The following is a 13,155-nucleotide window of genomic DNA, read 5'->3' as shown; positions in this document are numbered from 1 at the left end:
TAGGTGCCAACTTTTTATTTTAAGCTTGGTTTATAGAATAATGTGAAAGCGCTATAATAAGCAACAAGAAGATAAGGAGGAGATTATGGGTCAAAAAAATCATCAGGGAAGATGACGGTATGACATTGATTAGTGCCTCGCAAGCCGCCAAAATGTTGGGAGTATCACGGGCAACATTTAAACAGTTATCTGACTTATATGAGTTCCCACGAATTAAGGTAGGTCGAGCTATTAAATTTCCAAAACGGGGGTTGTTGGATAAGGTAGACTATGTTGCAACCAACTATCAAGAGTTTTTACCACTTGATGATCTATTATAAGAAGGATAGATGATATGCAAAAAATTAGTAGTGGCAAATACAAGGTTGTCATTTCTTCAGGTAGTGGTACTAATCGTGTCAGAAAGAGTCGGACTTTTGCAACTAAAAGGGAGGCGTTAGCATGGGAAGGTAAGATGCAGCTATTACGTAGTACAACGCGCACAATAAACTATGCTAATGTGTCATTTTGTTCAGCGTTTGAAGTATTTATCTTAAAGTATAAGCGACCTGGGTTGTCAGCAGCGACGTATAAGTCGTATGAGAGTACATTGCGAATGCTATCCAGACAAGTACCGGATCTGAAGTTGGGTAATTTGAATCATGATATGATGCAAAAATTATTCAATAGATTAGGAAAATCTGGACTATCAAATCGTAGTTTGCGGAAACATAAGAGCAATATCAGCGCAGCTTTGAGCATGCTTGTCCAACATGGTGTCTTATTGAAAAACTATGTCGCCTTAGTTGATTGTCGAAGCGCTGCTAAAAATAGGCCGCCAAAAGAGATGAGTGTGCTATCAATTACGCAATATAGGCGTTTAGTGAGTTATCTTAATCAAAAAGAGGTATCAAAACTTGATTGTTGGCAAATGCTGATTTTAGTCATGTTGTCTACGGGGCTACGTACGCAGGAAGCACAAGCTCTAACTGCAGATTGCTTAGACCTAGATAATCAGACACTAACTGTTAAACAAGCCTGGTCCCGGGCAAGTCATTCGATAAAAGAGCCCAAAACAAGGCATTCATATCGGACAATCAAGATACCACAATCACTACTTAATAAGTTAGTGACTTGGGATAATATCCATAATCAGACTCATGATGATAACCACTTACTCATTAGAAATGACAATGGTTGTGTACCTGATTCGGCATCATTGAATTACCATTTTCGACAGATACAACAAGACGTTTTGGGAATGGATCCTAGTGATTGTATTGCCCCACACGGTTTGCGAAGGACATTTGCATCTGTGATGCTTTCCAAAGATTTCGGTAACATGAGTGTGGAGGTGGTTAGCCAAATCTTGGGAGACACTATTGCAGTGGTCAATGAATTCTATCGCAAGGTCATACCAGAAACTATTAATACTGAAGTTACTAACATGATTCAACAATTAGACGGTATTGCGTAGTCATATAATATGATGAAAAAGCATGAAGTGATAAGCTTCATGTTTTTTTGTATATAGGAGTTGTTAGGATGACGTTTCATTGAATTAATGAATATCAATAAAGAGTTTTGATAATCTATAGAAAATAAGTTTTTAGTCTTTATTATTTTCAAAGACATTAAAAAAATGCTTGACTACAAAGCTATTGACGTCCTGTTTATTAATTTTTTTCGGTGATAAAAGCCAACTACTAAAGATAGCAATAACAACATTATAAAAAAGTTCTACATTAGCCGGATTGTTTATGTCAATGTTTGCAAATTCAGTTAATTTAATTTCATGTAATCGTACATTAAGCAATTGTTGAAAACGATAGTGAAATTGATCTAATTGCGTAATAATATGTTGAAAAAGTAAGAAATTGTCTTCAATTACTTGCAACAAAACAAGAAATTCATTATAAGGGTTAATATTTAATGGCCTATTAATAGTTGTTATCTTTTCTTCCACAAGTTCAATAATTAAGTCTTCAAAAGACGGAAAATGGCGATAAAAGGTACTACGATTGATGTGAGATAACTTCGAAATTTGTTCGACAGTTACTTTATTTAGTTGATGAGTGGTAAAAAGTTCTTCAGCGACAGTTAATATTTTTTGATGGGTAATTTTCGATTTTTTCATACTAAAAGTTTAACATAGTTTTTAAAAATGAGACATTCATCTCATTTTGTTTCTTTTCTTGCGTTGTTAATCCTGTTAGAATATCTAACATATTGTAGAGAAGAGGAAGAGGTATGGTTCGAAAAACATTTAATTGGTTATCAGATAAGGTAATTCATGCACCTAAAAGGATTATTGCTTTAGTACTAGTTATAACAGCATTCCTGGCTATTGGATTACCCAATATTCAAATTAAAATGGGAAATGATGTTTTTGTTAATACAAATTCAGCAATTTATAAAGATACAGAAACCTATCAAAAACAATTCGGTGGTGATAATGCTTTCCTTTTATTAACGGCGGATAATAAGAATGATTCGTTAGTTAATCATAAAACCTTTGCTAAAGTCGCTGCCATTGAAAAAGATGCGCAATCTAAGGATCATATCGTTCGCACAACGAGCGTTGTATCACTTCTAAATGAAGAATTACAAAGTTCAGGCGCTGAACAATTAATGAATCAAAGTAGCAATACCGATGCGAAAAAACAGGAAAAATTGCAAAAAGATTTAATGGCTAATCTTTCAAAGAAGGATAGTCAGAAAATTCAAGAGCAATTAATGGCATCTTTGTCAGCAGAGCAAAAGGGTAAAGTTTCAAAATTTACACAAGCTATTTTAACAACAGAACAAAGGAGCCAACTTGCCACGCAAGGATCACAGGCTAATTTGAATAGTTTGTTAAATGCAAATCAACAAAAACAAGTTATGGGTTATGTGCAAACAATACTGGATACAACTCAAAAGCAAAATTTAGCTAAGAGTATGTTAAATGCTTTGCCAAGTGTTGAAAAAATGACAACCCCACTATTGCAAGATTTGTTACTCAAAGATGGTAAGGTTACTGGCCAACTCTCAGCATTGTTACCTAAAAATGGGCGTCATTTAATGCTTAATCTAACGATTGATAAATCTGATATGGATACCGATGTCGCAGTTTCAAAGGATTTGAAGAAAGTGATATCAAATCATAAAATAGATGGTGTGAAAATGCGATTAGCCGGCCAACCGGCAATTATGGGAGAAATTTCAGGTGAGGTTATGACTACCATGGCCATCATGCTTGGATTAGCTGTCGTAATGATGGTTATTATCCTATCGATTGTTTTTTCCGCTCGACGTCGTCTACTTTCACTATTGTTTGTCTTGGTTGGTTTAGTTTGGACATTTGGTATTATGGGATGGTTGAACATTTCATTAACGTTGGCAACTATGGCAACTTTGCCAATTCTCATTGGATTAGGTACAGATTTCGGAGTCCAATTCCAAAATAGGTACGAAGAAGAATATCGACAAAGTAGAGATTATCAATTGTCCGTGCACAATGCATTGATGGCAATGGGGCCAGCAGTTGGTAGTGCGTTAGTTGTCATGATCTTTGCATTCTTAACAATGTACCTATCTAAGGCGCCAATGATGCAACAATTTGGATTGACTTTGGCAATCGGAGTGTTTGCGGTCTATATTGTTGAACTATTGTTGATGTTTACGTCTCTTTCAATAGCTGATAGGCATAATCCTGAATTAAAAAAGTCAGCTAAAAAAGAAAGTATGATTGGCCGTTTCTTAGGTCGGTATGCAACCTTTGTGACAAAGCATGCTTGGCCCGTTGTCATTATTGGGATTCTGTTAGGTGTTGCTGGTTTTGCTGTAGAAAGTAAAGTACCAGTCGAAACAGATATGACTCATATGATTCCACAAAGTATGCAGGGCCTAAAAAACACGAATTATCTTCAAGATCAAGTGGGATCTACAACATACCTAAATTATATGGTTGAAGATGATGATGTGACAAATAAACAGGTTTTGGTAGATACTAATAAATTAGCTAAGCAAATTAATAAAAAGTATGATGATGTATTGTCGGTAACAACGTTAGAATCATCATCTGCTCAGTTGAGTGGCGCATCTACTGATAAATCACAGTCAAAAATTAATGCAGATTTAAAGAATATTCCAAATGTTATGCGAGCACAACTGGTAAGCAAGAATCATCATTACAGTACCATTCAATTTAAAATTGATGATAAACTTTCATCAGCTGATCAAAACAAGTTAATGAAAAAGATTAATCATGATATCAAACAAGCAACAAAAGGTAAGAGTTATAAGATTTCGCCAGCTGGTGCACAGGTTATGATGTTAGTGGGATTGGATAATATTTCTTCTAATCGAACATTGATGATGGTTGCGGGTGTGCTAATAATAGTTATTGTATTATTCTTAATTTACCATCGCTTAAGTCATGCGTTATTACCAGCATTCCCTATCGTCATTGTGTTGGGAATGTCACCGTTGACATTATTCTTACTAGGAAAATCATATAATCCTCTAACACTAGGATTGAGTGCCTTAGTTTTGGGTATTGGAACCGAATTTACAATTTTGATATTAGAACGTTATCGAGAGGAACTTGTTAATGGTCTATCAGTAAGGGAATCAATGATTACCGCTGTGAAGTCTGTTGGTTCGGCGATTACCGTTTCTGGATTGACCGTTGTTGGTGGATTCTTTGCGATTATCTTTGTTAGTTTCCCAGTTTTGAGTTCGTTTGGACTAATTACAGTTTTGGATACAGCATATGCTCTCATTGCAGCATTAACATTGTTACCCGCAATGACTGTGATTACTCAAGGTAAAGAAGACAAACATATGAAACGACATGGACTAATGTGAATTCTGAAATAATGTTAATGATAAAATTATAAATTTGTATTAAAAGGGGTGTTAGGATTGTTAGGGTGACGTTTCATGATAGATCAACTTTATGGTTTTGAAAATATAGGTCTATTATATGTAGGAAACTGTTCAAAATTGACTTCAAAAATGACGACAAATGGCACTTGAAATAGTCTACTTGTCGCTCGTATGTCGCTTGCTATCAACGTTTTCATTGAATTAATAAGCACCGATAAAGAACTCGTGAAGAATACAAAGAAATCATTGCTAAGTAATTAGCAATTAAAAGAACCTTACTAATTTCGGTTAGTAGGGTTCTTTTTTGTTGGTTTGATAGAGGGGATGATTATTAGTTGTATGCTAAGTGTTGGAGTATGAACCAATATTTTTAAGTTGATTTAGAAAGGTTAACACAAGCATTTTATAATTAAAAAGCATCAGAATGAAGGCAAGATTCTTCGTTCTGACGCTTATGTTTAACTGGATTTTGTTTTTATAGAGAACTTATTCTTAATTTGTGAGCTTACTATAACCTGCTTTTAAACTAGTTTTTATATTTAAAGTGTCACTCAATTTAATTTACTGTCAGAATCACAGACTAAATATTGATTTCCCCATTTTTTCATTGCAAAAATAATTGGCATGAGCGATCGACCTTCTTCAGTCAGGGAATATGAAGAGGTCACTTGGTTATCACTGCTATATTTATTATTAAATACTAGACCGTTACTAATTAATCTATCTAGTTGTTGCTTGAGTACTTTTCGGCTGGCTAACATCGTCTTGTGTAATTCTTCAAAACGATACGGATGATCAGCAAGTGTCAACATGATAGTTGGCACCCACTTTTTACCAATCAAATTGGTAGTTGTTTCGACGGGACAACTAAATAATTGTTGATTTGCTAAGTATGTTTTTACCATGAAGAATACCTTATTTCTCTAGTTACTTTAAAGTTCCTAATTGTTTACTTTCCTCTCTGTAATTATACTATAGATAAAATTACTAAAAGACAAGGGGTCATTGATTATGAAACATTTTGAGAATATTATTATCGGTTTCGGTAAAGCCGGTAAGACACTTGCGGGATCATTAACAAAAAATGGGCAAGAAGTTCTACTGATTGAAAAAGATTCTGCAATGTATGGTGGTACTTGTATTAATGTTGCTTGTCTACCTTCTAAGAATATGATAATCAATGCACAGCATGGTACGGACTATGATGAAGCAATCGCCACTAAAAATAGACTGGTTGATAAATTAAGAAATAAAAACTATCATAAGGTTGCTGATCAAGAAAATGCCACAGTTTTAAGGGCTGATGTGTCGTTTATTGATGATTACACTATTGAAGTTAGTGATGATTCAGGACAAGAGACGGTGATTGGCGACAAAATTTTTATCAATACAGGGTCAACTCCTGTTTTGCCAGATGTTCAAGGGTTAAAAAATAGTCAGCATGTTTTTACATCTAAGACACTTTTAGACCAGACAGAGCAAACTAAAAATATTGCTATCTTAGGTGATGGCCCAATTGGATTAGAATTTGCCGCAATGTATGCCCGATTTGGTAGCCAAGTTACGGTAATTGGGCAAAATAAAATGATTCTAAATCAACTTGAACCAGAAATAGCCAATGCAGCCAAGGAAGATATGACGACAGATGGCGTTCAATTTTTATTAAACAGCCAACTCACAAAAGTAACTGATATGGCTAATGGCATTATCTTAGATGTCAATACGCCAAATGGCGGGCAAACTTTACATGTCGATGCCTTGTTGGTTGCCACAGGACGGCGTGCTAACACGGATGACCTTCATCTTGAACGTACTAACATCCAAACAGGTAGTCATGGTGAAATTCTTGTTAATGACGTATTAGAAACCAATGTCACTAATATTTTTGCAATGGGTGATGTTAAAGGTGGCCCACAATTTACTTATATCTCATTAGATGATTGGCGTATTTTAAATAGTCAATTTTTCGGTGACCAAACGCGAACACGTGCTAATCGCCCCGTTTTTGCTAATACGATTTTCTTAAATCCAGCAATTAGCAGTGTTGGTCAAACTGAAGCCCAGTTGCAAAAGAAAGAGCGTCCGTACCAAGTTTTCAAGATGCTCACTGCTGGTGTTCCCAAATCACAAGTCATTGGAAATCCACGTGGTAGTTATAAAGTTCTTGTAGATGAAAAAACACACCAGGTACTTGGCGCAACAATTTATGCGGAAGAAGCATATGAGACAATCAATGTTATCAGTCTTGCTATGCAAAACAATTTACCAGCTGAAGCATTGCGAGATCAAATTTATACGCACCCCACTATGACTGAAGCGTTGAATGACCTTTTTGCTGAACTGTAATCTGTCAAAATTTGGCGAATAAAAATATTTGATAATAAAAAAGAACCTGACTAATTTCAGTTAGTCGGGTTCTTTTTTTGGTATTTTTAAAATTAAATAACAACGCACAACTTAAGTTTCAGTTGAGCCTAGTTTAACATTTATGAAAGTTCGTCCACATAGAATAAAATTATTCAAACCTCATAAATTATTCGGAAGTGGAGTTATAGACATGAATTTTATTAAACGAGCAGGGATTACCCTGTGGTCCCGTAAAGGACGGACCGTTTTGCTGGTAATTACTGCTAGTGTTGTTTTGATGTTTGTGATGGCAGGATTAATTATTCAAAATGCCGCCTTAATGTCGGCAAAAACAGCTACTAATTCAATTGGTTCAACCGTTACCTTGTCACAAAATCGAGAAAAGATGATGCAAAAGATGCAGAAAAAAATGTCATCGTCTTCGGCAACAACTGATCAGCAGCCAACCTTCACTCAGCCGACAACAACAATTGCAAAAGTTAAAAAGATTGCTGCACTATCAAATGTGGCATCATACAATATATCAACCAGTGCCTCGGTTAACGCCAGTGGTTTCAATGCAGTTTCGACTTCGTCTGCATCAAGTCAAACTGGTATGGGCGGCCCCTTTGGTAACTCATCAAGTAATGGGAGCATCCAAATTAATGGTGTTAGTACAACAGCTGGTTCAGCAAATTTTGCGGCTGGTACGGCTAAGATGATAAGCGGACGAGGTATCAAGGCAAGCGATGAAAATAAAAATAATGTCGTCATCGAATCGGAATTAGCCAGTGCTAATAATTTAAAGGTAGGCGATCGCATTAAGTTTGCCAATACTTCAGATGCATCAAAGAAAACATCAGTAAAGGTTGTCGGTATTTACAACGCGAAAACTACTACGAATGGTTTTTCACACCAAGATCCCTTAAATACGATTTATGCCTCGTATACTTTATCGAATGAATTGGCTGGTACTGAAGGAAAGGTTTCAAATGTGACCTACACGATGGCCGATTCATCAAAGACAAAAGCCTTCATCAAAGTAGCTAAGCAGATTTTGAATGATTAAAACATGACGCTAACAAGTGATGCGGCGACATACAAGACAGCAGCTAAGCAAATGAAAGATGTTGCAAACTTTGCTTCAAAGATTGTTTGGGTAGTTGCGATTGCTGGTGCGTTGATACTTGGTTTGATTATTCTCTTAATGACGCGTGAACGTCGACATGAAATTGGTATTTTGGTTGCGTTGGGGGAGACTAAGGTTAAGGTAGTTGCTCAGTTGTTTACTGAATTGTTAATTGTTTTGGTTGTGGCGTTAGGTATTGCGACAGCTGCTGGTACTGCCGTCTCTGGGTCGATTTCCGATCGTCTGGTGTCACAACAGCAAAATTCACAACAGTCTGCGATGAAACAAGGTGCCCCCGGTGGAAATACAAATAAATCAGATCACCAAGGTAATGGTGCGCCCGCTACTGGCAAAATAACTGATGGTGCAATGGACCAATCAACGACAAAACCAACGACTATTAATACTGTCTTAACGCCAATGGCAGTCGCTGAGTTAGGTGGTATCGCAATCTTGATTGCTTTGTTATCAGTTAGTGGTGCAGGTATAACCATTTTACGACTGAAACCGAAGAAAATTTTACAAGCTGATTAACTAGAGAGTGAAGGAAGATGAAATGATATTAACCACTAAAAATTTAGCGCATTGGTATACTGATGAGTCCAGCAAGCTCTACAGTGATGTCAATTTAACATTTGGATCTAATAAGTTTTATGCGATCATTGGTGAGTCTGGCTCAGGAAAGACGACGATTTTATCATTTTTAGCTGGTTTAGATGTCCCACGCGCAGGTGAAATAGCGATTGATGGGGTATCAATTAACAAAATTGGCTTAACCAAATACCGGCAACGTTATGTGGCAACGATTTTTCAATCGTATAATTTATTAACGTCAATGACAGCCTACCAAAATATTGAAACTGCTTTGGCAATAACGCGTTCGTCACATAAAGGTGATCGCCAGTATATTTTAGAGCAGTTAGCTCGAGTCGGTATTAACCAAGCGCAAGCCTTTAAAAATGTTCATAAACTTTCTGGTGGTGAACAGCAACGTATTGCCATCGTGCGGGCGTTACTTGTTGATGCACCAATTGTTGCGGCTGATGAAGCGACAGGAAACTTAGACCATGAGAATTCAAGAGTCATTGTTAACTTGTTTAAAGAGCTAGCCCATGATTACGGTAAAACGGTCATTTTAATTACGCATGATCGCGAGATTGCCAAAGAAGCAGATGTTCAAATAGAATTGAAAGATCGTCAATTTACAGTCTTGTAGTGAATACATCTTTAGCACAAAAAGGTTGAAATGAACTGAACCCCGTAAGTTGGAGTAATTTCCAAAACTTACGGGGTTTTACTATGTTTTCAAAAGAAGTACAAATTGAAGCAGTCACGATGTACCTACAAGGTATTCCGCCTTATAAAATACGGAAAAAGTTTGGTATTAAAGGAACAGACACCATTCGTAACTGGGTTACTAACATCAAGGAGCTTGGTATCTATGGGTTAAACAACGCTAGTCAAAGTAAGACAAATTATCAATATTCCTTTAAAATCAAGGTAATTAAATGGCGCCTTGAGCACAAAGCTTCGCTTCCGGTAACTGCTAAGAAATTTCATATTCGTACCCCAGCTACCATTTGGCAATGGGAAAGAGCACTGGAATCTGGGCGCCTGAAATCTAATAAGAAAAGGCGGAAAAAGATTATGACTAAGCAAGAAGATAATAAAATTAAGAAACTTGAAGAAGAGAATGAATTACTGCGTATTAAGGTAGCCTATCTGGAAAAACTCGAGGCCTTAGCACAAGAGAAAAAGAAATTACAAACCAAGACAAAGCGGTAGTAATTACTGTGTTAAGGCAGGAATTGAAATGTAAATTGAAATTAATTCTTCAAGTAGCAGAAATGTCTAGTAGTAGCTACTATGATGCTTGCAAGCGAGCATATAAAGAATATCCTCGTGATTTGATTAATGCCATTACTGCAGTTCGTAATGAAAATCCCGATTATGGTTACCGTCGTGTCACTCAGGAATTGCATAACCAAGGGTTTAATACCAACCATAAGGTTGTATTGAAAATCATGAAAATGAACGGTATTCTTTGTACTGCATTTAACCGAATAACTCGTAAGTACAATTCATATGTCGGAACAGTTGGTCGTATTGCACCAAATCGTGTTAAACGTCGATTTATAACAGACCGACCTTATCAGAAAGTGCTCACAGATGTTACTGAAATGCGTTGGGGTTCTGGAACAGTATCTGAACGAGCATATTTTACGGCCTATATTGATGTTTATAGTGGTGAGATTCTCACTTGGAATATTGATCTTCATCCAACCGTTGATTTCGTTACGAAACCACTGGATGAACTATTAAATACTAGGCCCAAATTAAATTACCGTTTGACGATTCACTCTGACCAGGGATTCCAGTATCAAAATTATGAATATGTCTCACGTTTGCAGAACAACCATGTGTTTCAAAGTATGAGTCGCAAAGCGACCTGTCTAGATAATGCTATGGCAGAGAGCTTCTTTCATATCTTGAAGGTAGGAACTGTCCATAATAACCATTATCAAAACTATGACGAGCTGAAGTCTGCCGTCAATAATTATATCTATTACTACAACAATAAGCGGATTAAAACGGCTCTATACTTTCTAGCGTGAAACTAAAAATTTCACGCTTTTTATTTCGCCTTTTTCACAAACAAAAAGACACCAATAAGATACCGGCGTAAAATGTAATCGACGAAAAAAACAGATACGAGGTATTTATTGATGTCCATTAATGATTCTATCCTAAATTCAGTTGGTTTAACAGACAAAAATATTAAATTTATAATTTCTGAAGATGGTAATTTCAATGAGTTAGTCCCTTACGGGCATTATCATCATTTAGTTTTACTATATAAAGCCAGTCTAGCTACTCCTCCTGAATACTGCCCACAATGCGGTTTTAGTTTAACTGATCATTTATACTTATCGGGTACTGATAGCGCTAAGTATAAATTACCTACCACTAATGGTTATCAACAAATTTTATATTTAACGAAACAACGTTACCAATGTCGTCGTTGCCGGAGTACCTTTGTTGCACAATCACCAGATTTTATGGAAAGGTCATCAATCTCACGACCCTTACTACACCAAATCATTGATTTGGCTAAACGTGATATTTCCGAAAAAAATATTGCCTATATTTTACATTTATCAACAAGTAAAGTGAATCAGTTAATGCATCACGCAGCCAAGGCCTACCAAACAAATTACACTAAAAAATTACCAACGGTTATTTGTGTTGATGAATTTCATTACGCTAAGTATCAATATAGTTTTGAAATGATCGATGGTCGTACTAGTGAACTAATTGAGCTTTTCCCAAATAGAACAAGCACAAATATCCGAAAGTACTTGTCGAATTATGCTTTAACTAATCGACAACGAGTAGAGTACGTTGTCACAGACATGAACGCTAACTATAGTACTCCTCTAAGACAGATGTTTCCCAATGCTCAAATAATTATTGATCGTTTCCACATTATTCAACTGGCAATGAAAGCTGTGCAATCTACAAGAATCACTATCCAACGAGCCATTAACAATAAACACAGTCGTGTTTACAAATTACTGAAATCAAATTGGCAGTTCTTCATTACCAACCTTACCAAACTGGATTTAAACCAAACTCGTTGGTTCAAAGGCATTAATGAATACATGTACCCTCAGGATGCTTTACAACTAGTGTTTGGTTTATCGCATCACTTTAAGCAAGCTTATGAAGTTTATCAAGCAATATTAACATCCCAGCAGAATCATTCCTTTGATGACTTCTCCGCAATTGTAGCTCAGTATAAACCAAACCATTCTGCAATGGATCAGGTTATTTTAAGCTACAAGAAAAACTATAAAGGTATTAAGAATGCCTTTTCAAATCCTGCTTCCAATGGACGTATTGAAGGAACAAATCGTCGTATTAAACAGATTGGCCGGACGGCCTACGGCTATGGTAACCCACATAATTACTTTTTCAGAATTCGTCTACAACTATTTAATCGTCACCAAATTAAAGTAAACTTCATGAACTTATTAACACAAAAAACGACCATGAATCTGATATAATCTGTCAGATTCACAGTCGCTTTTCACAAACCTAATTAATCGATTTTACTGTTTTTCACGCTATTTGACACAGAGCCATTAAAACAAAGCTGGCCGGAAAAACTCCGGTTCAATACCGAAGTCTTTCCGACCAGCTAGTTGCTTAAACTTCTCTCCAATTTTTGGGGTTCAGTTCAAAACGTTTTTGCCCGTTTCAACCTTTTTGTTATTTATTGATAATTTATTTAAAGGGGGAGTCATTCTCTAATAATAGGTGTACGATAGAGAGAGTATTTCTTCAGGAGGGAATAGTTATGGTAAATATGTGGGTTCATTTTGTGACATGGATCGTCTTAATTATCGTTGCGGCAATTGCCATTTTTAGCTCGAATCAGAAGGTTAGTGTCATTAGTATGATGATTGCCCGTCTTTCTTACATCGTGGCAATCATAACAGGGATTGGACTGTTTCAATATGCTTATCAATCAAGTCCAGTATTAACAATTGTTAAAGTCATTTTTGCTATCTTATTGATGGGCATTATCGAAATGAGTTTTGCTAAGAAAAAGCAACGACGGTTAAACAGAAACTTTGCGATCGGCGTTATAATTCTAATTTTATTGTTGGGATTATTTGGCATTTACTTAGCAAGTGGCTTCCCTTTTTAAATATTTAATTTGATAAAAGGTTGAGACGATATAATGTTTCAGCTTTTTTTAGTTGCTTTGGATTACATAATCAGTGAAATGGTCCGTGAATCTTTGTTTGCATATTGTATACTAG

13 protein-coding genes are annotated in these 13,155 nt (G+C 36.1%); 11 read left to right on the top strand and 2 right to left on the bottom strand.

What is annotated here, in order from left to right; translation table 11 throughout:
- Positions 1 to 119 precede the first annotated feature (119 nt).
- Together FOL01_RS08095 and FOL01_RS08090 are read left to right on the top strand one after the other, a co-directional pair.
- The gene (locus FOL01_RS08095) at positions 120 to 320 is read left to right on the top strand and encodes a helix-turn-helix domain-containing protein (protein WP_075270146.1); all 201 of its coding nucleotides are present in this window, start codon (positions 120 to 122) and stop codon (positions 318 to 320) included.
- 14 nt (positions 321 to 334) lie between these two features.
- Entirely contained in the window at positions 335 to 1,456 is a 1,122-nt protein-coding gene (locus FOL01_RS08090; RefSeq protein ID WP_075270145.1) for a tyrosine-type recombinase/integrase, read from the top strand.
- A gap of 132 nt (positions 1,457 to 1,588) precedes the next feature.
- On the opposite strand, the gene FOL01_RS08085 is transcribed toward FOL01_RS08090, so the two are convergent.
- Complete coding sequence (locus FOL01_RS08085; RefSeq protein WP_075270144.1) at positions 1,589 to 2,116, bottom strand: TetR/AcrR family transcriptional regulator; 528 nt, start codon at positions 2,114 to 2,116, stop codon at positions 1,589 to 1,591.
- A gap of 113 nt (positions 2,117 to 2,229) precedes the next feature.
- Between FOL01_RS08085 and FOL01_RS08080 the strand changes: the two genes are divergently transcribed.
- On the top strand, positions 2,230 to 4,830 hold the full coding sequence (locus FOL01_RS08080; RefSeq protein WP_075270143.1) for an efflux RND transporter permease subunit: 2,601 nt from the start codon (positions 2,230 to 2,232) through the stop codon (positions 4,828 to 4,830).
- 572 nt (positions 4,831 to 5,402) lie between these two features.
- Here the strand turns inward: FOL01_RS08080 and FOL01_RS08075 are convergent.
- The gene (locus tag FOL01_RS08075; RefSeq protein WP_075270142.1) at positions 5,403 to 5,756 is read right to left on the bottom strand and encodes a winged helix-turn-helix transcriptional regulator; all 354 of its coding nucleotides are present in this window, start codon (positions 5,754 to 5,756) and stop codon (positions 5,403 to 5,405) included.
- Positions 5,757 to 5,862: 106 nt separating this feature from the next.
- Between FOL01_RS08075 and FOL01_RS08070 the strand changes: the two genes are divergently transcribed.
- From FOL01_RS08070 to FOL01_RS08040, 8 genes are all read left to right on the top strand, one after another.
- Positions 5,863 to 7,197 (top strand): FAD-dependent oxidoreductase, encoded by a 1,335-nt coding sequence (locus FOL01_RS08070; RefSeq protein WP_075270141.1) that lies wholly within the window; start codon positions 5,863 to 5,865, stop codon positions 7,195 to 7,197.
- 211 nt (positions 7,198 to 7,408) lie between these two features.
- The gene (locus tag FOL01_RS11390) at positions 7,409 to 8,266 is read left to right on the top strand and encodes an ABC transporter permease family protein (protein WP_237342624.1); all 858 of its coding nucleotides are present in this window, start codon (positions 7,409 to 7,411) and stop codon (positions 8,264 to 8,266) included.
- A gap of 3 nt (positions 8,267 to 8,269) precedes the next feature.
- Positions 8,270 to 8,860 carry an FtsX-like permease family protein gene (locus tag FOL01_RS11385; RefSeq protein WP_237342623.1) on the top strand — a complete coding sequence of 197 codons (591 nt, stop codon included), beginning with the start codon at positions 8,270 to 8,272 and terminating at the stop codon, positions 8,858 to 8,860.
- A 22-nt stretch (positions 8,861 to 8,882) separates the two neighbouring features.
- The gene (locus FOL01_RS08060; RefSeq protein WP_075270140.1) at positions 8,883 to 9,542 is read left to right on the top strand and encodes an ABC transporter ATP-binding protein; all 660 of its coding nucleotides are present in this window, start codon (positions 8,883 to 8,885) and stop codon (positions 9,540 to 9,542) included.
- Between the two features lie 83 nt (positions 9,543 to 9,625).
- Entirely contained in the window at positions 9,626 to 10,111 is a 486-nt protein-coding gene (locus FOL01_RS08055; RefSeq protein WP_075269074.1) for a helix-turn-helix domain-containing protein, read from the top strand.
- A gap of 35 nt (positions 10,112 to 10,146) precedes the next feature.
- Complete coding sequence (locus FOL01_RS08050; protein WP_083603472.1) at positions 10,147 to 10,941, top strand: IS3 family transposase; 795 nt, start codon at positions 10,147 to 10,149, stop codon at positions 10,939 to 10,941.
- 111 nt (positions 10,942 to 11,052) lie between these two features.
- Positions 11,053 to 12,393, top strand: a complete 1,341-nt coding sequence (locus FOL01_RS08045; RefSeq protein WP_075269323.1) for an ISL3 family transposase — start codon at positions 11,053 to 11,055, stop codon at positions 12,391 to 12,393.
- Positions 12,394 to 12,686: 293 nt separating this feature from the next.
- Complete coding sequence (locus tag FOL01_RS08040; protein ID WP_075270138.1) at positions 12,687 to 13,040, top strand: YisL family protein; 354 nt, start codon at positions 12,687 to 12,689, stop codon at positions 13,038 to 13,040.
- The last annotated feature ends 115 nt before the right edge of the window (positions 13,041 to 13,155 follow it).

This window comes from Weissella thailandensis (genome assembly GCF_001932615.1).
Classification (GTDB): Bacteria; Bacillota; Bacilli; order Lactobacillales; family Lactobacillaceae; genus Weissella; species Weissella thailandensis.
Note: the sequence above shows the minus strand (reverse complement) of the source record. Positions and strands in the feature narration are given on the sequence as shown.

What these genes read in the sequence shown, in the direction of transcription:
- FOL01_RS08095 (WP_075270146.1), top strand. Translation starts at nt 120, where the DNA reads ATGACATTGATTAGTGCCTCGCAAGCCGCCAAAATGTTGGGAGTATCA.
- FOL01_RS08090 (WP_075270145.1), top strand. Translation starts at nt 335, where the DNA reads ATGCAAAAAATTAGTAGTGGCAAATACAAGGTTGTCATTTCTTCAGGT.
- FOL01_RS08085 (WP_075270144.1), bottom strand. Translation starts at nt 2,116, where the DNA reads ATGAAAAAATCGAAAATTACCCATCAAAAAATATTAACTGTCGCTGAA.
- FOL01_RS08080 (WP_075270143.1), top strand. Translation starts at nt 2,230, where the DNA reads ATGGTTCGAAAAACATTTAATTGGTTATCAGATAAGGTAATTCATGCA.
- FOL01_RS08075 (WP_075270142.1), bottom strand. Translation starts at nt 5,756, where the DNA reads ATGGTAAAAACATACTTAGCAAATCAACAATTATTTAGTTGTCCCGTC.
- FOL01_RS08070 (WP_075270141.1), top strand. Translation starts at nt 5,863, where the DNA reads ATGAAACATTTTGAGAATATTATTATCGGTTTCGGTAAAGCCGGTAAG.
- FOL01_RS11390 (WP_237342624.1), top strand. Translation starts at nt 7,409, where the DNA reads ATGAATTTTATTAAACGAGCAGGGATTACCCTGTGGTCCCGTAAAGGA.
- FOL01_RS11385 (WP_237342623.1), top strand. Translation starts at nt 8,270, where the DNA reads ATGACGCTAACAAGTGATGCGGCGACATACAAGACAGCAGCTAAGCAA.
- FOL01_RS08060 (WP_075270140.1), top strand. Translation starts at nt 8,883, where the DNA reads ATGATATTAACCACTAAAAATTTAGCGCATTGGTATACTGATGAGTCC.
- FOL01_RS08055 (WP_075269074.1), top strand. Translation starts at nt 9,626, where the DNA reads ATGTTTTCAAAAGAAGTACAAATTGAAGCAGTCACGATGTACCTACAA.
- FOL01_RS08045 (WP_075269323.1), top strand. Translation starts at nt 11,053, where the DNA reads ATGTCCATTAATGATTCTATCCTAAATTCAGTTGGTTTAACAGACAAA.
- FOL01_RS08040 (WP_075270138.1), top strand. Translation starts at nt 12,687, where the DNA reads ATGGTAAATATGTGGGTTCATTTTGTGACATGGATCGTCTTAATTATC.